The sequence below is a fragment of the Mesorhizobium sp. WSM4841 genome (assembly GCF_055811515.1).
In genome coordinates this window covers 62,775-84,818 of record NZ_JBVVQC010000023.1, presented here as the reverse complement: position 1 = coordinate 84,818, position 22,044 = coordinate 62,775, and the positions used below count along the sequence as shown (strand labels likewise).

21 protein-coding genes and 2 pseudogenes are annotated in these 22,044 nt (G+C 61.1%); 19 read left to right on the top strand and 4 right to left on the bottom strand.

Going from position 1 to position 22,044, the window contains the following annotated elements; translation table 11 throughout:
• From AC0L14_RS23840 to AC0L14_RS23750, 19 genes and pseudogenes are all read left to right on the top strand, one after another.
• A complete protein-coding gene (locus AC0L14_RS23840) occupies positions 1-3,066 on the top strand; it encodes an OmpA family protein (RefSeq protein WP_473750906.1) in 3,066 nt (1,021 codons plus the stop codon).
• 15 nt (positions 3,067-3,081) lie between these two features.
• The gene (locus tag AC0L14_RS23835; protein WP_473485751.1) at positions 3,082-3,573 is read left to right on the top strand and encodes a Rab family GTPase; all 492 of its coding nucleotides are present in this window, start codon (positions 3,082-3,084) and stop codon (positions 3,571-3,573) included.
• A gap of 3 nt (positions 3,574-3,576) precedes the next feature.
• A complete protein-coding gene (locus tag AC0L14_RS23830; RefSeq protein ID WP_473485750.1) occupies positions 3,577-4,647 on the top strand; it encodes an adenylate/guanylate cyclase domain-containing protein in 1,071 nt (356 codons plus the stop codon).
• Between the two features lie 990 nt (positions 4,648-5,637).
• Entirely contained in the window at positions 5,638-6,597 is a 960-nt protein-coding gene (locus AC0L14_RS23825) for an MBL fold metallo-hydrolase (RefSeq protein ID WP_473485749.1), read from the top strand.
• 52 nt (positions 6,598-6,649) lie between these two features.
• A complete protein-coding gene (locus AC0L14_RS23820; protein ID WP_473485748.1) occupies positions 6,650-6,859 on the top strand; it encodes a (2Fe-2S)-binding protein in 210 nt (69 codons plus the stop codon).
• Positions 6,860-7,373: 514 nt separating this feature from the next.
• Positions 7,374-8,627: a cytochrome b gene (locus AC0L14_RS23815; protein ID WP_473485747.1), complete on the top strand. Its 1,254-nt coding sequence runs from the start codon at positions 7,374-7,376 to the stop codon at positions 8,625-8,627.
• Between the two features lie 111 nt (positions 8,628-8,738).
• Positions 8,739-10,247, top strand: coding sequence for a mechanosensitive ion channel family protein (locus tag AC0L14_RS23810; RefSeq protein ID WP_473485746.1), 1,509 nt, complete (start codon positions 8,739-8,741; stop codon positions 10,245-10,247).
• A gap of 2 nt (positions 10,248-10,249) precedes the next feature.
• A complete protein-coding gene (locus AC0L14_RS23805; RefSeq protein WP_473485745.1) occupies positions 10,250-10,423 on the top strand; it encodes a hypothetical protein in 174 nt (57 codons plus the stop codon).
• Positions 10,387-10,490: pseudogene (locus AC0L14_RS23800) on the top strand (pirin family protein); the annotation flags it as partial. The gene AC0L14_RS23805 and the pseudogene AC0L14_RS23800, both read left to right, overlap by 37 nt.
• 177 nt (positions 10,491-10,667) lie before the next feature.
• Positions 10,668-11,051 (top strand): pirin-like C-terminal cupin domain-containing protein, encoded by a 384-nt coding sequence (locus tag AC0L14_RS23795; RefSeq protein ID WP_473485823.1) that lies wholly within the window; start codon positions 10,668-10,670, stop codon positions 11,049-11,051.
• Between the two features lie 101 nt (positions 11,052-11,152).
• Entirely contained in the window at positions 11,153-11,938 is a 786-nt protein-coding gene (locus AC0L14_RS23790) for an alpha/beta fold hydrolase (protein ID WP_473750905.1), read from the top strand.
• Positions 11,939-11,998: 60 nt separating this feature from the next.
• Positions 11,999-12,094: pseudogene (locus AC0L14_RS23785) on the top strand (NmrA family transcriptional regulator); the annotation flags it as partial.
• Between the two features lie 337 nt (positions 12,095-12,431).
• Entirely contained in the window at positions 12,432-13,202 is a 771-nt protein-coding gene (locus AC0L14_RS23780) for an SDR family oxidoreductase (RefSeq protein ID WP_473750904.1), read from the top strand.
• Positions 13,203-13,401: 199 nt separating this feature from the next.
• Entirely contained in the window at positions 13,402-14,232 is an 831-nt protein-coding gene (locus AC0L14_RS23775; RefSeq protein WP_456008405.1) for an alpha/beta fold hydrolase, read from the top strand.
• A gap of 99 nt (positions 14,233-14,331) precedes the next feature.
• A complete protein-coding gene (locus AC0L14_RS23770) occupies positions 14,332-14,763 on the top strand; it encodes a cupin domain-containing protein (RefSeq protein ID WP_473485741.1) in 432 nt (143 codons plus the stop codon).
• A gap of 76 nt (positions 14,764-14,839) precedes the next feature.
• Positions 14,840-15,277, top strand: coding sequence for a CBS domain-containing protein (locus AC0L14_RS23765; RefSeq protein WP_473750903.1), 438 nt, complete (start codon positions 14,840-14,842; stop codon positions 15,275-15,277).
• A 37-nt stretch (positions 15,278-15,314) separates the two neighbouring features.
• Positions 15,315-15,929 carry a glutathione S-transferase N-terminal domain-containing protein gene (locus tag AC0L14_RS23760; protein ID WP_473485739.1) on the top strand — a complete coding sequence of 205 codons (615 nt, stop codon included), beginning with the start codon at positions 15,315-15,317 and terminating at the stop codon, positions 15,927-15,929.
• An 11-nt stretch (positions 15,930-15,940) separates the two neighbouring features.
• Positions 15,941-16,690 carry an SDR family NAD(P)-dependent oxidoreductase gene (locus tag AC0L14_RS23755; RefSeq protein ID WP_473485738.1) on the top strand — a complete coding sequence of 250 codons (750 nt, stop codon included), beginning with the start codon at positions 15,941-15,943 and terminating at the stop codon, positions 16,688-16,690.
• Positions 16,691-16,726: 36 nt separating this feature from the next.
• Complete coding sequence (locus AC0L14_RS23750) at positions 16,727-17,380, top strand: HD domain-containing protein (RefSeq protein WP_473485737.1); 654 nt, start codon at positions 16,727-16,729, stop codon at positions 17,378-17,380.
• 57 nt (positions 17,381-17,437) lie between these two features.
• On the opposite strand, the gene AC0L14_RS23745 is transcribed toward AC0L14_RS23750, so the two are convergent.
• The 4 genes from AC0L14_RS23745 to AC0L14_RS23730 are packed head-to-tail and all read right to left on the bottom strand — an operon-like array spanning position 17,438 to position 21,972.
• Entirely contained in the window at positions 17,438-18,133 is a 696-nt protein-coding gene (locus AC0L14_RS23745; protein WP_473485822.1) for a response regulator transcription factor, read from the bottom strand.
• Complete coding sequence (locus AC0L14_RS23740) at positions 18,123-18,512, bottom strand: response regulator (RefSeq protein WP_473485736.1); 390 nt, start codon at positions 18,510-18,512, stop codon at positions 18,123-18,125. The genes AC0L14_RS23745 and AC0L14_RS23740 overlap by 11 nt, the downstream gene beginning before the upstream one ends.
• Positions 18,509-19,156, bottom strand: coding sequence for a response regulator transcription factor (locus tag AC0L14_RS23735; protein ID WP_473485735.1), 648 nt, complete (start codon positions 19,154-19,156; stop codon positions 18,509-18,511). The genes AC0L14_RS23740 and AC0L14_RS23735 overlap by 4 nt, the downstream gene beginning before the upstream one ends.
• Complete coding sequence (locus AC0L14_RS23730) at positions 19,153-21,972, bottom strand: MASE1 domain-containing protein (protein WP_473750900.1); 2,820 nt, start codon at positions 21,970-21,972, stop codon at positions 19,153-19,155. Before AC0L14_RS23730 ends, AC0L14_RS23735 begins: the two co-directional genes overlap by 4 nt.
• Positions 21,973-22,044: the final 72 nt, after the last annotated feature.

The following is a 22,044-nucleotide window of genomic DNA, read 5'->3' as shown; positions in this document are numbered from 1 at the left end:
TTGACGTCGACCGTCGACCCAATCAGCCTTCCTCAAAGAGCAGCTTCGAACGATACAGAGATTGATCGCGAGGCTCTGGCTACTCTTTTGGTCGAAATTGCCCGGAACGTCGATCCGGACTATCGTGCGCGTTTCCACGGAGTTCCAACCGCCGATCCTCGCATGGAAACGCTGCGCCAGTTGCTGGTCGGCCGCGAAATTTCGGAGCTTTCACGCGTTACGCACCTGCTCGACGAACCTGAGCAGCTTGCGGCTGCAGTTGGGGGTGTTCTCCCCAGTGCAGCCGCACGTGCGCCTCATGCGCAACTCGGCGAGGCCCTTGCGCCAGCTGTCGAGAGGGCCGTGCAACGGTCCATCCAGAAGAGCCCGCGTACGCTTACGGATATATTATACCCGGTGTTTCTGCCGGCAATTCGCAAGTCGATCGGGGAAAAGATCGATCAGACCTTTCAGTCGCTGAATGAAACTTTAAGACATATATTTACCTGGCATGGGCTCAAGTGGAGATTTGAAGCTTGGAGAACGGGTGCAAGCTTCTCAGAAGTTGTTCTTAAGCATTCTCTTGTATATCGTGTAGAACATGTCTTTCTCATTAACCGCAATTCCGGGCTTTTGATAGCGCATGTAGCTGCCGATAATGCAACGAGTGAAGATCCTCAACTCATTTCGTCGATGCTTAGTGCAATTCAAGATTTTGTGAAAGACTCATTTAACGAGAAAGAACAGAGCGGCCTGGACACTATCCGTTTTGGGGAGCTTCGTCTCTGGTCGGAAGTTGGACCGTTTGCGACCTTGGTTGCGGTGATCCGGGGAAATCCGCCAGAGGAATTACATGAAATAGTTCGCGATGTGTTGCTTCGCATCCATGATGAATGCTCACAGGCTTTAGAGCAGTTTGACGGCGACAGTTCGCAGTTGGCCGGCGTAGAGACGCAGTTGCAGACCTGCGTTGAACTGAAGCAGGAGGAATCAAACCAGGGATTTCCGTGGCTGGTGGTGGCTGCAGTCCTGCTGGTTTTAATTCCGGCAGGCGGTTGGTTCTTTCTTTCCTGGCAATCCGGGCAGCGCTGGCAGGCCTATGTGTCGCGACTGGGGACCCAGCCGGGCATCATCGTTGCCGAACAAAAGATGGGCGATGGCCAATTCTATATTGCCGGCCTGAGAGACCCGCTTGCCGCCGACCCGCAGTCGCTGTTGTCCGGAACGGAGATTGATCCTGCCCGCGTTCATTCGCAGTGGCAATTCTATCAGAGCCTTGATCCGAAGTTCGTGCTGAAGCGGCTAACGGCGTCGCTGACCCCGCCGAAATCGGTTCGGCTTTCGATCGTCGAGGATCGCATCGTTGCCGAGGGTGAGGCTCCCGACACCTGGATAGATCGGGCACGCGCGGCGGCCCGACAGCTTTCGGCAGGCGGACCGGTATTCGACATCTCCAAGGTTCGTGATGTGAGCCCCGAAGCACGCGCGGCGGAGCACTGGCAGACTTATGTGTCGCGACTTGAGGCCCAACCGGGAATCATCGTCGCCCAACAAACGGCGAGGGGCGGACATTTCTATATTTCCGGCCTGAGAGACCCGCAGGCCGCCGACCCGCAGGCTCTGCTGTCCGGAACAGGGGTTGATCCTGCTCGCGTTCATTCGCAGTGGCAATTCTATCAGAGCCTTGAGCCGGAGTTCGTGTTGAAGCGGCTAACGGCGTCGCTGGTTCCGCCGAAATCGGTTCGGCTTTTGATCGTCGAGGATCGCATCGTTGCCGAGGGTGAGGCTCCCGACACCTGGATAGATCGGGCACGCGCAGCGGCCCGACAACTTTCGGCAGGCGGACCGGTATTCGACATCTCCAGGGTCCGTGATGTGAGCCCCGAAGCACGCGAGGCGGAGCGCTGGCAGGCCTATGTGTCGCGACTGGAGACCCAGCCGGGCATCATCGTTGCCGAACAAAAGGTGCGCGATGGCCAATTCTATATTGCCGGCCTGAGAGACCCGCTTGCCGCCGACCCGCAGTCGCTGTTGTCCGGAACGGAGATTGATCCTGCCCGCGTTCATTCGCAGTGGCAATTCTATCAGAGCCTTGATCCGAAGTTCGTGCTGAAGCGGCTAACGGCGTCGCTGACCCCGCCGAAATCGGTTCGGCTTTCGATCGTCGAGGATCGCATCGTTGCCGAGGGTGAGGCTCCCGACACCTGGATAGATCGGGCACGCGCGGCGGCCCGACAGCTTTCGGCAGGCGGACCGGTATTCGACATCTCCAAGGTTCGTGATGTGAGCCCCGAAGCACGCGCGGCGGAGCACTGGCAGACTTATGTGTCGCGACTTGAGGCCCAACCGGGAATCATCGTCGCCCAACAAACGGCGAGGGGCGGACATTTCTATATTTCCGGCCTGAGAGACCCGCAGGCCGCCGACCCGCAGGCTCTGCTGTCCGGAACAGGGGTTGATCCTGCTCGCGTTCATTCGCAGTGGCAATTCTATCAGAGCCTTGATCCGAAGTTCGTGCTGAAGCGGCTGGTGGCGTCGCTGACTCCGCCGAAATCGGTTCGGTTTATGATCATCGAGGATCGCATCGTTGTCGTGGGTGAAGCTCCTGCCGCCTGGATAAACCGGGCGCGGGTCGCCTCTCAACAGCTGTCCGCGGACGGACTCTCTCTAGAAATCTCCGAGCTGCGTGAGTTGACCCCTCAGGAACTCACTCATTTGAGGGAGGCTATTCAAGCGGTCGACATTTTCTTCGATTCTGGCAAGGCTATACCGGGACCAGAACAACTGCCGGTTCTCGACAAATTGGCAAATCAGTTGAAGGAATTGGCCAAGGACGCCCGCAAGGCAGGCGTAACAGCACAGTTCATGTTGACCGGCCATTCGGACGCGACGGGCCGTGAAACGGCCAACGTGTCGATCAGCGCCGCCCGCGCGGAGACAGTTCGTGCGCTTCTCAAGAAGCGCGGCGTCGATCCGGAATTGCTCTTGGTTCGCGGCGCGGGCACCTTTGAGCCAGCGGAGACTGAAAATAGCCGAACCGGGAGCTCCGCCAATCGCAGAGTTTCGGTTACGGTAAACTTCCACTAGGCGGAGCCCAGGATATTGCAAAAGAAGATCTGCATGTTGGGCGGGTTCGCTGTCGGAAAGACGAGTCTGGTTCGCAGGTTTGTGCAAAGCATCTTTTCAGAAACCTACTTGACCACGGTGGGAGTGAAAATCGACAAGAAGAGTGTCGCATTCCCGGACAAAACCGTGGATCTCATTTTGTGGGATTTGGCCGGCGAAGACGATATCGGCTCATTCCGCGTCAGCTATGTGCGAGGTGCGAGCGGGCTCGTGCTTGTCGTCGATGGAACCCGCGCCGCTACTCTTGCCGTGGCGCTCACGCTGCGCGAGAGGGCCGAGGCCGAATTCGGCGCTATGCCGTTTGTATTGCTGTTCAACAAATCCGATCTGGCCGATCGGTGGGCAATATCGGATAGGGAGATTAACGAACTGAGGCAACTTGGATGGCAAATCTATCTAACAAGCGCGCTTTCGGGTGAATATGTTGATGACGCGTTTCGTCAGCTTGCTTCGATGGTTGCCAAATAGACCATGCATGAGTTGCCAAGAGAAGTCAGAAGCTGGATTTACGATTTCTTCTACAACGAGCACTCTGTCGCATATCTGAAAATTGACGCCCAGCTTTGCATCGCTGAGAAGGGCGGTAGTGTTAAACATTACGGCCTATCATCGCTTTGCATTGGCAAGCCCGTAGCCGAGCAGCTTGAATTCATGGAAGGTTTGCTGCCTTGCCCGGAGCTTCCATATCATATGGCCATGGTCGAACTGCCCAACGGGCGTGTCGCGGACCTTCATCTTTTTGCTGACAATGCCAGCGTATGGCTGCTCTTTCTTGACGCCACTGCCGAACGCGACAATAGGCAGCGGCTTCAACAGAAGGCTTATGAAATGACACTCCTGCAAGAGAGGGAGCGTCAACTCAACGAAAAATTACAATTGACGAACGAGGCGTTGAGGCAGAGCCAAGAGGGATTGTCGCGTGAATACCAGCGCGCCGAAAGCCTACTCCTCAACATTCTTCCGGCGTCGATCGCGGAGCGGTTAAAAGCGGACGAACAAATTGCAGACAACCACGCTGAGGTGAGTGTGCTTTTTGCCGACATCGTCGGCTTTACGGAAAGAGCGCGGAGCGTCGGAGCCGAGACAACGCTCGCTATTTTAAATTACTTCTTCAAGGCGGCGGATCTGCTCTCGGAACGATACGGCTGCGAAAAGATCAAGACAATCGGCGATTGTGTGATGGTGGTCGCTGGCCTGCCCGCCGCGCGATCCGATCATGCAGAAGCCCTTGCGCACTATGCACTTGAACTGCGGAAGGCGGTTAAGCGCGAACGCTTCGCAGGAGAACCGATAAGACTCAGAATTGGAATTCACTCAGGACCAATCGTCGCGGGCGTCATAGGCAAAAGGCGGTTTGCCTATGACCTGTGGGGCGAGACCGTTAATCTCGCCGCACGTATCCAAACGTCAGCGGAGCCCGATGAAATCCGTATTTCGGATGCAACTCGCAAACTGCTTGGACCAAATTTTGCTTGCGATCCACTCGCGGAAACGGAATTGCGTGGTACAGGTCGTGTGCGAATGTGGCGGCTCCCGGCCTGATTTGCCGGTTGGCAGTGCCGATCCTGGAGCGCATCGCATCTCAAGCAACATCATGGTTTCGATTGTCCGCAGAGGTGCAGTCGACCACCGAGCGACCGCCAAAGGTCTGTCCTGGGTCACCGGAGGACTCTGTATAGACCGTCCTTAGCCGGAACGCGCGTCGGCACGGCCGCCTCGCCGGATTTGCAAGTCCGATGATCACGCACGTATATGTCGTAAAGCATCAATTTGTCTGCGCGCTGAGTGGTATCGAAGGATGGATCGGTGCTTCGATTGACGGACTCTACCGACCGCCTCGCGCGACATTTGCGATACGTTGTGCCTCTCGATTGCTGCTGCATGACTGGCGAGAATGCTCATTGCAACAAGCATAGCTGTCCGTCTCATGGGATGCTTCTCCTTTCCAGTCGATCTGGTCGTGGATTGTGTCGCTCAGTCGATCGGAGCTTGCCACTTGCGCGTGCTTCGCCGCCGCAATCGGACATGCAGGTACCCTGCCCGCCGGCGGTGGGAAGGCGTCCATTGCGTTGCGCCATCACGAGTCGTGCTGGACTGTCTGTCGGTGCACGACATGCCCGTGTTCCTCATTTGCTCGGTCGACCAGCGTGCAGACCAGAGACATGGGGAGAACGCGATGTTGAGGGCGCGCGTGCAGTCGACTGCATCAAGGCTGTGGGCGACTGAGACCGCGGTATAGCATTGATCCTGATCCTACGCGCTGCGTGTACTGCCAACAGGCGAGAGGCACAGCCGTTGCTCGCTGCTCAAAGCGGCGTCTTCCGACTTTCGCGGGATATCACCCATGCTCGCAACGGGTCTGCCATAGACTTTCGCATCGCCTGACCGGTGCTTCCGTCCGATGGTGGCGCAGGCCGAGGCGGCGCAACTTCCACCGTAGACGCCAGGTGGCGGTCCATGGAGGCTCATGCCAAATCCACGGGCGCCAGCGGCGGAGGTGGCCGATACGGCCGTGGTCAGCAGGAGACAAACATGACCCTGGACAACATTTCACACCCCTCGATCCAGCACTGCGCCGACAGCCTGAACGCCAAGCACAGCAACGGTAGACCGGCGCCCGAATTGGTTCCGTCGCGCTACGCGCTGCAGGTCGGCGACATCGACGTGCTGGTGGTCAGCGATGGAGTGCTGCCGATACCAGCCCCGGTTATGGCATACAACGTCGACCCGGCCGTCCGGGCGGCCTGGCTGGACGACATGTTCCTGCCGCCGGACGTGCTCGAGTGGCCGCTGAACGTGGTCGTCGTACGCAGCGGCGGCCAGACCATACTCGTGGACGCCGGGCTGGGGATGGACCCGGACTTGCACTTGCCGAGGGCCGGGCGGTTGGTCTCGCGACTGGAGGCCGCCGGCATCGATCTCGCATCCGTCACCGACGTGGTGCTGACCCATATGCACATGGACCATATCGGCGGGCTGCTCATCGACGGGGTGAAGGACCGGCTGCGTCCGGATCTGCGGATTCACGTGGCGGCCGCCGAGCTCAAGTTCTGGGAGTCGCCCGATTTCTCCCGCGCCTCCATGCCAACAGGGTTCCCGGATGCGCTTCGGCGGGCGGCCAAGCGGTTCGTGAACGAGTACCGCAGCCAGTTGCGGCCGTTTGAGACGGAGCACGAGGTGGCGCCGGGGGTGGTCGTCACGCTCACTGGCGGCCACACCCCCGGGCACAGCGTGGTCCGCCTGGCGTCCGGCGGCGACCGGCTGACCTTCGCCGGCGACGCCGTGTTCCAGGTCGGGTTCGACCAACCCGACTGGCACAACGGCTTCGAACACGACCCTGAGGAGGCGGCCCGCGTCCGCATCAATCTTCTGCGGGAGCTTGCGGCAACCCGCGAGCCGCTGGTGGCCACTCACCTGCCATTCCCGTCTATCTGCCATGTGGCGGTCGACGGCGATGTCTTTCGTTGCGTGCCGGTTGTCTGGGACTACTGACCCGCTTGTCGGGTCAGAGCCGTACCAGGTCGCCGTCGAGACTCATCGCGCCATGATCGTGTGTTCGTGCAATGTGTTGAGCGATCAGGATGTCCGCTCCGCCATCAAGGTGGAGCGGACGCGCTCGATCAGCCAGGTCTATGGCTGTCTCGGCTGTAGCGCCCAGTGCGGCCGTTGCGCGCGTACTATCCGCCGCATCATTGACGAGGCGCTCGCCAGCGCCCGTCCGGCATCGTGCGACGGCCGCGCGCAGTCTTCGTAATCCTGACTCGGCCGCGGGCTTCCTGGAAATACCGACCGCTTGCCGTGCTTCATGGCTTCATCGACCAACTTGTCGATGTCGGAGGCCGGCGGCGATGCCGCCGAGTGCCGGAAATGGCGTCGACAACCCGCTAATCTCGGGCGCTGAAAGGCACCACGCCCACACGGCACTCGTTTGGCCTCGGGCGATTGGTCGCGGCCAATGATGCACGTTCAATGTTCATGGGAAGAGGCGCAGTTGTTCACGACGAGCGGCCGCGCCGCGCTGGAGCCGGAGGCCGACCGGTCCGCCCCCACGCGCATGCGCGCTTTGCCAATCGTGAAGGCGCGACGGCACGGTTGCGCCTCTGCCGTGTGGCGCAGCCTTTCAGTCAGGAACCCATAGACCAACGTATCGGACGCACGCGTCCTCGGCATGATAGTTCGAACACTGGAAAGGCTGGCATGCTTGAGCGGCTGGCCAAGGAGCGCCGGCCGATATCGATACCGGCAATTTCAAAACCAGAGACACCACGATGAGCGGTGGACATTCCACCTATATTCCCAAGACCAGGATCGGACGCTGGTTCGACGCCCGCCTGCCGGTGCCGCGCCTGGTGCATGGTCAGTTCATCATCTATCCGGTCCCGCGCAACCTGAACTACGCCTATTCGTTCGGCGGCATCCTCTCGATGATGCTGGCAGCGCAGATCGTTACCGGCGTGGTGCTTGCCATGCACTACGCGGCCGACACGACGCTGGCCTTCAACTCCGTCGACAAGATCATGCGCGACGTGAATTCCGGCTGGCTCTTGCGCTACCTGCATTCAAACGGCGCGTCGTTCTTCTTCATCGCGGTCTACGTCCACATCTCCCGCGGCCTCTATTACGGCTCCTGCAAGGCTCCCCGCGAACTGCTGTGGGTTCTCGGCTGCACCAACCTTCTGTTGATGATGGCGACGGCGTTCATGGGTTACGTGCTGCCCTGGGGACAAATGTCGTTCTGGGGCGCGACCGTCATCACCGGCTTCTTCAGTGCCATCCCGCTGGTCGGCGACTGGGTGCAGCAATTGCTGCTCGGCGGCTTTGCGGTGGACAATCCGACTCTAAACCGCTTCTTTGCGCTGCATTACCTGCTACCGTTCATGCTGACGGGCGTCGTCATCCTGCACATCTGGGCGCTTCACGTCGTCGGCCAGACCAATCCGGCAGGCATCGACGTGAAGTCGGAAACCGACGTCGTGGACTTCACACCCCATACCACAATGAAAGACGTGCTCGGGGCCGTGGTGTTCCTGCTCGCCTTTGCGTACTTCGTCTTCTACGTGCCGAACTATCTCGGGCATCCAGACAATTACACCGCCGCCGACCCGCTGAAGACGCCGGCGCATATCGTGCCCGAGTGGTACTTCCTGCCCTTCTACGCGATCCTGCGCGCCGTCACCTTCAACATCGGGCCGATCGACTCGAAGCTCGGCGGCGTGCTCGCCATGTTCGGCGCCATCGCCGTGTTGTTCTTCGTGCCCTGGCTCGACACGTCGAAGGTGCGCTCGGCCGTCTACCGGCCCTGGTACAGGCGTTTTTTCTGGCTCTTTGTCATCAACGCCCTCTTCCTTGGCTGGCTGGGGTCCAAGCCAGCGGAAGGCTGGTACATCCCCGCCATGCAGGTATCGACCCTCTACTACTTCGCGTTCTTTCTCGTCGTCATGCCGCTGCTGGGCGTGATCGAAACGCCGCGCTGGCTGCCGAACTCGGTAACCGAAGCGGTCCTGACGAAAGGCAAGGAATAACATCGAACGATCACCTGCCCGGTCGCCGTGCCCCGAGGCGAGGATTGTGTGAGGATTTTTGAGGATCCGGGTCCGGTCATGAGCTGGTGGAATGCTGCTCCCCCTCTCTACATGGTGCTGGTCGGTCTTGCCGGCATAGTCGTGTGGCACGTCATTCCGCGGCGGCTCTCCACAACCAGGCTGATTGTCCAGATCGCATTCTTCCTCGCTATGTCGGTCCTGCTTCTTGACGGAGCTGTGGTCCCCTACGAGCCGGCATGGGGCAAAGAGACAACCGCGGGAGCAATCCTCATCGGGACCGCCAAGTTGCTGTGGTGGGTTCACCTCGCCTGGGCGCTGATCGGGTTTGTCCGCATCTATCTCGTGTTCGAGCGAAAGCCGCGTGAGGCGCGCCTTCTGCAGGACCTCGTCGTCGGCGGCGTCTACGTTGGGATGCTGCTGTCGATCCTGGCCTTTGTCTTCGGTGCGCCGATCGGAACGCTGATCGCCACCTCGGGCGTCTTTGCCATCGTACTCGGACTGGCGCTCCAGAATACGCTGAGCGACGTCTTTTCGGGCATCGCGCTCAACCTCGGCCGACCTTATGTGCTTGGGGACTGGATCGTTCTCAGCGACGGAACCGAAGGGCGCGTTGTCGAGACCAACTGGCGATCGACCCACCTACTCACTTTGGCCCACAACGTGGTGGCGCTGCCGAACAGCTTCCTCGCGAAGCTCGGGCTGACCAATGTCAGCAGCCCTGAGGAGAGCCATGGGCTGTCCGTCACGATAAGATTGGCGCCGAACAAGATGCCGGCGATCGTCGCGGACGTCATGAACGCGGCCTTACAAAGCAGCAACACAATACTGAGGGAGCCCCCACCGGTGGTCGCTATCAAAGCTCTGGATGCGACGGCGATTGAGGTCGATCTGTTTTTTCGCGTCGCAAATGTTGGCCAGCGAATTCCGGCGAAGAACGAAATCTTCGATCTCGTCTACCGTCATTCCAAGTCCGCGGGTTTGCGGCTGGCGACGCCACCCTCCTCTGCGATTCTCATGAATGACTTGCCGAGCGAAGAGACGGGAAATCTCCCAGAAGTCACGCCGATCAAGCTTATAAATGCCATACCAGTATTCTCGGCGTTGACGGACAACGAAAAAGAAGCCCTCGCGGCAACGGTTGCGGTGCGCACCTATCGCAAAGGCGACATCATAGCACGACAGGGAGAGATGCTGCCGTCCCTCATGATTGTTCGGACGGGCATCATTGTCCGAGAGCACGGCGAAGGTGACGCCCATGCGCAGGAGATCGGCCACCTCGCTCCCGGCGACTTTTTCGGAGAGACGGGCCTGCTCGCGGGCATCGGCGAGACCTCGACCTTGCGCGCAATGAACCACGTCGTGGCCTACGAGATTGACCAGCAAAGCTTCGCGCCCCTGCTGCTCGACCGGCCCGAAATGGCCGAAGACCTTGCGGCCGTCCTCTCAGCCAGGGTGTCTCTCGGCGGTAGCAACGGCGCCGGACAAGAGCACACGGATTCGAAATTCGCGCTGCTCAAAGCCATGCAGACGATCTTTCACCCAGTACCGTTCCGGCGCGGTTTAAGCGCCGGCAGACCGGTCGCACATGAAGGGAGGTAGCCATGAGCATCCGACAATCCGGCGCCACAGATATCGTTTTGCCGGTGTCCAGTGAACCGGTGAGCGGTTTCAAGGTACGGCGCGTATTGCCCTCCAACCAGATGGGGCCAGCCGTGTTCGATACCGGCCGGGCTTCGACATGGGACCGCATCCTCATATCGGCTTGGCGGCCGTGACCTACCTGATCGATGGGGAGATCGTCCACCGGACAGTCTCGGCAAGGTACAAACCCTCCGACCTGGCGAGGTCAGCTGGGTGACGGCCGGTTCGGGGATCGTCCATTCCGAGCGGACGCCGCCGGAGGCTCGAGCGTCCGGAAGCAATTTTTCGGCATTCAGGCCTGGGTTGCCCTTCCTTGCAGGCATGAGGAAGCCGCCGCCGATTTTGCCCATTATAGTGAGCCGGAGATACCGAGGACGTGTGCCAGGCGTCGAATTCACCTTGATCGCCGGAGCCTCGGACGGTTTGGTCTCGCCGGTAAGAACCTTCTCCGACATGGTGTTCGCCGAAATCGTGCTGACTAGCGGCGCGCGATACCAGGTCAAGCGCGAACATCATGAGCGGGCGGTCTGTGTCGTCCCCGGCGAGGTCGAGATCGTCGGCCGGCCGGGCTCGTTCCGTGAAGCCGAATTGATATTGCTGGAACCCGGCGCCGAAATCGTGCTCAAGGCGCCGGCCTTTCATTCAACACGACTGATGCTGTTGGGAGGCCTTACCCCGGCGATGCGTTCGATCGATGCCGGGAACCTACCCGTGCGCCGACCACCGGCTACAGCTGCCACTCCCCCGGGTGCATCGTCCTAGACTTTCGGATCGCCTGACCGAGCCGTCCGTCGAATATTTTCGCGCGCCAAGTGGGCGCATTCTTCTCGGTATCGGGCGACCCGCCGCACAGGAAAAGACACGTGCACAAGATCATCAGAGCTCTGGCCCTTGTTTACGCATGTTGCGTGTCGGACAGCGCGACGGCGCAGGCCGCGGACCATCAGGCAAAACCGACGATCGTGCTGGTGCACGGGGCCTTTGCTGAATCGTCGAGCTGGAACGGCGTCATCGCCGAGCTCAACAGGGACGGTTTCCGGACCATCGCTGCGGCCAACCCACTTCGCGGCGTTGCAAGCGATGCGGTCGCCGTATCGGCCGTCATCGGTTCCATCGGCGGACCGGTCGTCCTGGTAGGCCACTCTTATGGCGGGCCGGTCATCACCGAGGCAGCCAACGGGAAGAACAATGTGAAAGCGCTGGTCTATGTGGCCGGATTCGCCCCGGACAAAGGCGAGTCCAGTCTCACGCTTTCGGGGAAGTTCCCAGGCAGCACGCTTGGCGAGGCGCTCCTGCCGGTGGCGCGGCCGGATGGAGGACAGGACCTCTACATCCAGCCGGAAAAGTTTCACGAGCAGTTCGCGGCCGATGTGCCGGCAGCGCAGGCCAGCCTGATGGCGGCGACACAACGCCCGGTGGCTGACGCTGCCCTGGCAGAGCCCTCCGGCGCGCCTTCTTGGAAGACAATTCCATCCTACGCGATCTACGGCTCGGCGGATCGGAATATCCCGCCGGCGGTCATGAAGTTTATGGCCGAGCGCGCGCATTCGGTGAAGACCATCGTCGTCGAGGGCGGGTCGCACGCGCTGATGGTCTCGCGTCCAGAAGCGATCACCTTGCTCATAGAGGAAGCCGCATCGGCGCAGTGACGAAACCGGCCGCCTCGCGCCGGCTGCATTCGACAAGTGCAAGCCTCAGGAGACATCGACATGAAAATCGTGGTCATTGGCGGCACTCGGCACATCCGGTTAGCGACCGTCGAGAGGTTGCGTCAACAGGGGCACGACGTCGTGGCGGCGTCGCCGCAACGTCGTGCCCTCACAACAGCGGCACCTCATGATCCCGGCCACGCTGGCAGACCTCTTCGGGAATTCCTCGAGAACACCGCCTCCGTCCTGCGCCACCTATGGCACGGCCGACATCTTTGGCTTGGGCTACTACGGCAGCGCCTCGGAGGTCGTGGGGTCGGGGCCAAGCGAGGGAAGGCTGCGAAGACAGTGTCGCTTGAGCCAAGCCCTTCCGCTGGCGGTCGAGCGAGTCGCGGACGCGCGTCGCTCTCATCGAGGAATTCAGGGCCGGCACGGTTAGAGCCGCCGGCGTTGTTCCAAGTAGATCTTTTCGAAGCCAGAACAGGAGAATAACATGAAAATCGTAATCATCGGTGGCACCGGACTTATCGGCTCCAAGACCGTCGCAAGGCTGAGCGTGAAGGGCCACGACGTGTTGGCGGCGTCACCAAGTGGCGGCGTCAACACCTTCACCGGTGAAGGATTGGATAAGGCTCTTGCCGGGGCGGAGGTTGTCATCGACCTCGCCAATTCGCCGTCGTTCGAGGACAAGGCCGTTCTCGAGTTCTTCGAAACAGCCGGAAAGAACCTGCTCGCGGCGGAAAAGGTTGCCGGCGTGAAACATCACATCGCGCTCTCGATCGTCGGGGCGGAGCGCCTGCCCCGCAGCGGCTACCTGCGCGCCAAGATGGCTCAGGAGAAGCTGATCAGGGAGTCGGGAATTCCCTACACGATCGTTCACTCGACCCAGTTCTTCGAGTTCCTTGGCAGCATTGCGCAGTCGGCAACCGTCGGCGACACGGTCACGGTATCGTCGGCCTACTTCCAGCCCATCGCCTCCGACGACGTCGCAGATGTCATGGCTGACGTGGCGCTCTCCCAGCCGATTAATGGCGTGATGGAGATCGGCGGCCCCGAGCCTTTCCGCATGAACGAACTGGTCGCGCGTTTTCTGCAGCTCGCCAACGATCCCAGGAAGGTGATCGGCGATCCTCATGCGCTCTATTTCGGGACCGAGCTAGACGACCGCTCGCTTGTCCCGGGCGCAGGCGCCCGCATCGGTTTGACGTCGTTCGAAGACTGGTTCGACCACGCCCCGTCTCGGCGAAGCGGTGTTGCGGCGTAACGGCGGCATCTGAAGACAACCCGCAAGGGAAACGACGATGGACCACAAGCTGCCCATTGCGCCTCAGGCAAGTCGCCGAGCCCTCCTCCTCGGCGCAGCGGCCGCCGGCATTGCAACCGGCCTGCCCAAATACGCGCTCGGGCAAGGGACAGCCGGCCAGGAGTCGCACTCACCCATTCCTCAGGAAGGATCGAAAGATATGAGCACTATCACCACCAAGGATGGCACCGAGATCTACTACAAGGACTGGGGTCCGAAGGATGCTCAACCGATCGTCTTCCACCACGGCTGGCCGCTCAGCGCCGACGACTGGGACACGCAGATGCTTTTCTTCGTCGGGCATGGATATCGCACCATAGCCCATGACCGGCGCGGGCACGGCCGTTCCGCGCAGGTGAGCGACGGTCACGATATGGATCACTATGCTGCCGACGCGGCGGCGGTGGTCGAGCATCTCGGCCTGAGGGACGCAATCCACATCGGCCACTCGACCGGCGGCGGCGAAGCCGCTCATTATGTCGCCCGCCACGGCAACGGGCGCACCGCGAAGCTCGTCCTCATCGGCGCGGTGCCGCCAATCATGGTGAAGACGCCGGCCAATCCTGGCGGCCTTCCGATCGAAGTGTTCGACGGGCTGCGCAAGTCGCTCGCCGACAACCGCGCGCAGTTCTACATCGATTTCCCGTCGGGCCCCTTCTACAGCTTCAATCGGCCGGGCGCGAAAGCGATCCCGGGCATCATCCAGAACTGGTGGCGGCAGGGCATGATGGGCAGCGCCAAGGCGCACTACGACGGCATCAAGGCCTTTTCGGAAACCGATTTCACCGACGACCTCAAGATCATCCACGTGCCGACACTCGTCATGCACGGCACGGACGATCAGATCGTGCCCATTGCCGATTCCGCGCCGTTATCGGCAAAGCTTCTGAAGAACGGCACGCTCAAGATCTATGAGGGCTTTCCGCACGGGATGTGTACCACGCATGCCGATGTGGTGAACGCCGACTTGCTCACCTTCATCAGGTCCTAGGCTCACGCCGTGCCCTCAGGCGAGAGCCTTGTCGCCGGCCGTCCTCGCCTCCGGCCGGCGACCACCCAACCATCCCCAACCGTAACTGGAGCCAAGACAATGATCAGGACCATTCTTTGCAGCGCAGCTCTCGCCCTCATCGCGACAGGAGCGCTGGCCGAAGATTCGGCCACCGACAAGGCCGCGGAGATCGGCAAGAACGTGAAGCTCGTCTACGACCAGCCGCTTCCGAACGTGCCCGGCAAGAGCATGAGAGGCGTGCTCGTTGAATATGAACCAGGCGACACTTCGCCAGCGCATCTCCATCCCAAGTCCGCCTTTATCTACGCGACGGTCCTCGAAGGGGCGATCAAGAGCCAAGTCAATGATGGCCCTGAAGTCACCTATCGTGCAGGCGAAAGCTGGTCCGAGTTTCCCGGCGACCGCCACAGCGTCAGTGCCAACGCCAGTGCGACCGAACCCGCCCGGCTGCTGGCCGTGTTCGTCGTCGATACCAACGAGACGGAGCTGGTGATCCCTCTCGACGAATGAAACGAGCGCTTGCTTCGGCGCCGGCTTTTTTCGAAGCACACCGGCGCCGATCGGGGAAGCTCAGGAGATATGAACGATGTTCGTTGAGAGGCTGCACGCATTGACGTCCTCCCGCCTGGCAGTTGTCAGTCGCGATGCAACTGTCCAGGACGCGGCCTTGCCGCTTTCCAGACCAGGCGTCGGGCTGGTCCTGGTGTGCAACGCGACCGGAAGCCTGGAAGGCGTCATAAGCAAATCCGATCTCATCCGCCATCTCAGCAGCCCGAACCACGCGTCTCCGCCGGCATCGGCGTTGATGAGCAAGTCCGTCATCACATGCGGTCCGAAGGATGATGTTCGTGACGTTTGGCAGACCATGGCCGCCCGGAGCCTGCAGAATGTTCCAGTCGTCAATGACGGCGCCAAGCCTCTTGGCATCCTGGATATCCGCGACGCGATGAAGGCGCTGTTCGCGGAAGAAGAGCTCCAGGAGCGGACCCTGTCCAACTACGTCACCGGCGTTGGCTATCGCTAGCCGGCCGCCGCCCAACAAACCGATCAAGATCATTATCATGAAACTGTACTATAGCCCACTTGCCTGCAGCCTCGCGGACCACATCGCCCTGCTTGAAGCGGGCGCGACATTCGAGCGTGAGAGCGTGGATCTCAAGACGAAGCGGACAGCTTCCGGGGCCGACTTCAACGACGTCACGCCAAAGGGTTATGTCCCGGCCCTGGTGCTCGACGACGGCGAGGTTCTCACCGAGAACATCGCCATTCTCGACTGGCTCGCCACGAAATATCCGACGCTTGGAGTTTCGGGAGAGCTGGGACGCACACGGCTTCTCGAAGCGCTGGCCTTCATCTCAACTGAGGTGCATCGCGCCTTCAAACCGATGTGGCACACAGGAAACGATATCCAGAAGGCGCAAGCCAGGGTGACCATTTCCAGGCTGCTCGACAATCTGGCGGAAAGCCGAGCTGGCGACTTCCTGTTCGGCGCAACACCCAGCGTCGCCGACTTCTATCTGTTCGTAATGCTCCTATGGGCTGAACGGTTCGACGTGCGCACTCCCGAAGCGTTCGTCGCATTGCGCCGACGGATGGTGAGCCGCCCCGCGGTGCAAGCCGCCTTGCGCGAAGAGGGGCTCCTCAAACTGGTCGAAACAGACGTTTCGTACGCATAGGGAACAGAACGATGATGTTCAGCGCCAAGGTCGCCATCGTAACCGGCGGAAGCTCGGGCATAGGTCGGGCAGTGGCGCTCGCTCTCGCAAGACAAGGCGCAAAAGTCCTGATCACAGCGCGCCGCCCGAAGAGCCTGAAGGAGACGGCCGCCCTGCACAAGGACATCACAGGCATCGTCGCCGATGTCGCGGTCCCCGGCGATGCGCCTGATACGATCGCGAAGGCAATCGATAGCTGGGGCCGGCTGGACATCCTTGTCAACAATGCGGGCGCCGGGGCGCTTCTGCCGCTGCGTGACGCAACCGCCGAACGCATCAACAGCATCCTTGCGGTGAACGTGGTCGGTCCAAGCCTGCTTGCGGCCGCAGCGCTCCCGCATCTCGAAGCCACAAAGGGTTCTATTGTCAACATATCCAGCACGTTCGGTCACAAGCCGGGCGCTGACCTCTCGCACTATGCGGCCAGCAAGGCGGCGCTGGAGCACCTGACGCGCTGCTGGGCGCTGGAACTCGCGCCGCAGGGCATAAGGGTCAACGCCGTCGCGGCCGGCCCGACTGAATCGGGTGCGCTCACCGGCATGATGGGCCTCTCTCCGGAACATGCTGCGGTGATCGAGGTGGCAGAGCGCGAGCGGATTCCGCTCAAGCGACGCGGCACTCCGGATGACGTTGCCCGATGGATCGTGCAGCTCGCGAATCCGGCTTCGGATTGGGTGACCGGACAGGTCATTACCGTCGATGGAGGCCTAGCGCTCACCTGAAGCGAACGGCTTCCCCAATCGCAAGGAACTCTGCCCATGCACGGAATTTTCAGTCGAATGCTCGCAGGGGTCCTCGTCCCCGATACGGCGCTCGTGCGCCAAGCTCTCGATCACGCGCGCAACAGTTGCGAGCGGTATCTGTTCAACCATGTGGTTCGTTCGTGGCTCTTTGCCGTGCGGATCGGACAGATCCGAAATATCAGTCACGATCCAGAAGTGGTCGCAGTGGGCACCCTGCTGCACGACATCACGCTCAACGAGCGCTTCAACGGACCCCGCCGCTTCGAGGTCGAGGGAGCCGATCTGGCAAGAACCTTTGCGCGGCAGGGCGGAGTCGACGAGCGCCGGGCTCAGTTGATCTGGGACAGCGTCGCGCTCAATTCGACGCCGTCGATTGGGCTCTACAAGGAGGCGGAGGTTGCTCTTTGCACGGCCGGCATTTGCCTGGACGTGGTCGGCCTTCAGTATGACACTATTCCGCCCAGCGAGATCGCGCCGATCCTCAAGGAATTTCCCCGGCTGGACATGAAGCGGCGCATGACACGATGCTTCTGCCATATCGCGGAGAATGTGCCGGAGACGACCTACGACAACTTTATACGCGACTTCGGCGACCGTTACGTATTCGGCTATAGGGATAGGGCTCCATCCTCAGACGATCTGGTGGCAAACGCGCCGTTCGACGAGTGAAAACCGGCGGCCGAGCGCCCCAAGCAGCGCCCGCTGCCACACGCCGCCGTAGCGCGACTATGCTTGGCCCAGCTCGCGCATCGAGGCCGGCAGCGTTTCCCATGCCCGGATCAGCTCACCGATGGAAGCGGCCTCCATCTTGCGCATGACGTTGCCGCGGTGCAGCTTTACCGTCACCTCGCTGATGCCGAGGTCGAAGGCGATCTGCTTGTTGAGGCGCCCGCGCGCCACCTGACGCAGAACCTCGCGCTCGCGTGGCGTCAGCGTCTCAAAGCGTTCGACATTGCGCTTGACGACCGCAGCTTCCGCCCGCCGCGCGGCATCCATCGCAATGCCCGCAATAACAGCGTCAAGCAGCGTTTGGTCCCGCACCGGCTTGGTGAGAAAATCCACAGCCCCGGCCTTCATCGCTTGGACGGTCATCGGAATGTCGCCATGCCCGGTCAGGAAAATGACCGGCTTGGGGTTGCCCGTTTGGGCCAGATGCCGCTGCAGATCGAGACCGCTCGCTCCCGGCATGCGCACATCGAGGATCAGACAACCGGCCCGATCCAGTACGTCGGCATCGAGCAATTCGCGCGTCGAGCTGAAACAGACATGTTGAAACCCGGCGGAAAGTATCAATTCCGACAGCGCCTCCTGAACAGACACATCGTCATCCACAATGATAACGAGGGGCTGCTCCGCTTCGCTCCTGCGCTGCGATGACAACGGTGCCGTTCTCCGTAAGTGCGGCAGCTGCTCAACTCTCATGCCCATCTCCATTTTTCGAATTGCGTAATACATTGCCGATGGCTGCCAGCATCACCTTCGCATCGAAGGGCTTACGGAAGCACCCGCTGACGCCCTGGGCTCTGTCCGCATCGGCAATCTCGTGGCGCCCGGTGATCAGGAACACCGGCAGGTCCGGGCGCACCTTCTTCACCAGATCACAAAGTTCGAAGCCGTCCATGCCGGGCATCCCGATGTCGGTGATGAGCACGTCAAGGCCGGACAGCCCGTTGATGAGCAATGATCGCGCTGACGAGAAGCTGCGGGCCGCATAGCCGGCGGACTCCAGCAGATCCTCCAGCGACTCGAGTAGCCTTGGATCGTCATCGACAACGGCCACGACAGGTCTTCCCTTGGTCACGCCCGGTTCCCTCCCGCTCGGCGCGAGTGGGTGATCGGTATCTCCAGCCGCTGCGCGATACGCACGAGATCGGCGAGCGATGACGCCGCCATTTTCTGCATCACGTTCCTTCTATGGATCTGCAGCGTGACCTCGCTGATTCCGAGTTCAGCGGCTGCCTGTTTGTTGAGAAGGCCGCTCACCACGAGCGGCAGCACCTCGCGTTCGCGCGGCGTCAGGTCGAGATAGCGTTGCATCAGCGCGACCAGGTCAGCACGCGCGGACCTCCTTTCCCGATCCTCAGTGAGCGCCGCCTGGATTGCAGCCATGAGATCCGCATCACTGAAAGGCTTGGTGAGAAAGTCCACGGCGCCATGCTTGATCGCCTGGACGGAGGACGGGATGTCGCCGTGCCCTGTTATGAAAACGATCGGCGGATGATCTCCCTTTGATATCTGCCTCTGCAGATCCAGGCCGTTGATGTCGGGCAGCTCGACGTCGAGGATGAGGCATGCGGGGATGTCCGGCTTGTTTGCACCGATGTACTCGCTGGCCGAGCCGAACGCAGCGGCGCGCATACCGTGCGAATCCAGCAGCTCGCTCAGCGCCTCCCGCAGGCGCGCATCGTCGTCCACGATGAAGACGATATGGTCATCTGTGGTCATGGCGCCGCTTTCACTTCAATCGGCAAGGTGAAGACGAACGTCGCCCCCTGTGGTTCGTTCTTCTCCGCCCACAGGCGTCCGCCATGCGATTCGACGATCGAACGGCTGATCGCGAGCCCCATGCCCATTCCGTTCCCCTTCGTCGTGAAGAACGGCTCGAATATCTTGTCGGGAAACACGACCCCCGCGCCGCGATCACTGATCTCCGTTTGGACCACATCGCCCACGCGGCGGACCCTCACCCCAAGAACCCGGTCACCCGCAATGGAGTCCATCGCATCCATGCCGTTTCGAATCAGGTTCACCAGGACTTGCTGGATATGTACGCGGTCGAGAGCGAGAAGCGGCAAGCTGCTTCCGACATCGACATCCAGGCAGACGCGCCGCCGCGCCGCCTCCTCGGCCATAAGATCGCGCGCCTCGGCTATGATGCTACCGAGCTTCGTGCGATTCCTCGGCTCTACGGATTGCCTGAACAAGGCGCGGATTCGGCTGACAACCTCTGCTGCAGAATTGGCGTCCCGGATGATGCGCTCGGCGGTGATCTTCGCGCGCTCGAGGTTTGGGGGTTCGGCCGAAAGCCAGCGGTGGCATGCACTGGAGTTGGCGACGATTGCGGCCAGTGGTTGGTTCACCTCATGCGCTATGGATGCCGAGAGCTCGGCAAGGCTGGCTGCCTGGCTCGCACGCGCTAAACTTGCTTGCGCCAGACGCAACTCTTCCTGCGCCCGAACTTCCCCATCGATGTCGATGGAAATTGCGTACCATTGCACGATCGCGCCGTTTTGGTCCCGCACCGGTTCCCCGCGGCCGTCCACCCAGCGATACGCGCCATCCGCATGACGCATACGGTACTTCATGGAGTAGGGCTCCCCGGTGGCGAAGGAGTGGCGGACGGTCTCCAGCAGACGTGCGGCATCTTCCGGATGGACGAGGGTCGTTATGGCTGCCGCCAGTCGGCTCATGTCCGGCTTGTCCAGTTGGGCCAGGTCGTTCAAGCCGAAGAAGTCGAGCAAGCGCTTGTTGAAGAAGGTCGGCTCGCCTTCCGGCGTCAGACGTCTGATATGGACGGGAACCATGTTCACGAGCTGCGAGAGCTCGCGCTCCCGGTCGCGCAAGGCTTCTTGCGCGCTCACCTCATCGTTGATGTCGAGAGAAACGCCATACCATTCCGTGACCTCACCGTTTTCATCACGGCGAGGCTCCACCCTGCACTCGGCCCAGCGATACGCGCCGTCCTCTTCGCGCCAACGAAATCGCATCGTGGACACGCCGCCGGTTTCGAAGCAATTCCGTAGAGTGTTCTGCACCTCGGGAGCATCTTCGGGATGGATCAGCTCCTGCAGCAGTTGCTCGATGCGCGGCTCCTCGAGAGCTTCGAAATCCGCGATGACGGAGCGGAAATGGTCCTGGTAGCGCTTGTTGAAGTAGACCGGCCCGCCCGTAGGCTTTGCGCTCCAGATCCGGACTGGTACGGCATCGATCGTCTCCTGAAGCTGCCGCTCGCTCCGCCGCAGCGCCTCTTCGGCATGCATCTGATCGTCTATGTCGTGACAGAGCCCGTACCACTGGACGATGCGCCCGTCCTGGTCCCTCATCGGCTCGGCGCGGCTCGACATCCAGCGGTAGACCCCGTCTTGACGGCGCAAGCGATACCGCATCGCAAGGACCTCGCCGGTGGCGAGACAATGGCGGAGCGTGTCCGAGAACGCTGCTCTGTCGTCCGGATGGACGCCGGCCTCTATCATCGCCGTCATGCGGCTCATGCCCGGCTTGATCGTATCCGCCACGTCCAGGCCGAGAAAATCGACCATGCGCTTGTTGAAGAAAATCGGCTCGCCGTCGGGCGCGAGACGCCAGACGTGGCTTGGAACCATATCGACAAGCTGCGAAAGCTCCCGCTCCCGGTCGCGCGATGTGACCAGCGCCAGCTGACGCTGCCGAGATATGGCCGCCACGATGAGCGCCGAAAATGCCGAGATTGCCAGGAAAAGCTGCAGCATGACCTGCCTTTGTCTCTGGAACTCGGGAGCGCCGACAAACTGGCTGTCTCCAGATATCGTAAGTGCCATCGTGATCAGGGCGAGGAGCGTCAAGGCGACGGCGGCGCCTCTGAACTCGAAGCGCGCCGCGGCCCAAAGAAGGGGCGGCATGATGATGTAGGGGGTCGGCAGGTAGACGTCGCTCAAGGAAAGCGCGGCGACCCCAAGGAAGATCAGACCCAGGACGCTGGCTTCTACCGGCTGCGCGGGAGAGAGTCGGGTTTTGCTGCGCCAATACTGGATCACGACCAGTGCCGGTGGCGCTACGAGCAGGATTCCGGTGGCGTCTCCAATCCAAAACAGCGGCCATACCGCCGTGAAGGTTTGCGATTCCACGCCAAACCACGCAAGCGTCGCGCTTCCGACCGTCGCGCTGACGAGCGGCGCAACTCCAGCGCCTAGTACGACGAATGCGAGGACTTCCTGTAAAGTTTCAAGCCGAACCGGACGCCCGCATGCCCGGTTCACAAGCGTTGCGCCGGCAGCCGCGCCAAGGGCGTTGCCGATATAGATCAGAAAGCCCGCAGGCAGCGGACTGTGGAACCACACGAACTGCGCGAACATCTCCGCCAGGCAACCAGCCAGTATCCACCAAGGCCAACTGTAAGGCGAGGTGAGGATGAGCGTCGCGATGAAAACGCCGCCCGGAGGCCAAATGGAAACCGTTATTCCGGGGACGATTGCGAGCGCCTGGGCGAACCCGCAGCCCAAGACATACGCCGCAAAAAATAGCCCCAGATGAAGGAATTGCGGGCGCGACCAGACGGACATCATCGGTTTCTCCTGCCGGGCAAAGAAGGGCTGGGTATTGTCAACGCTGCGTGTAGCACGTCTCCGCGATATCTG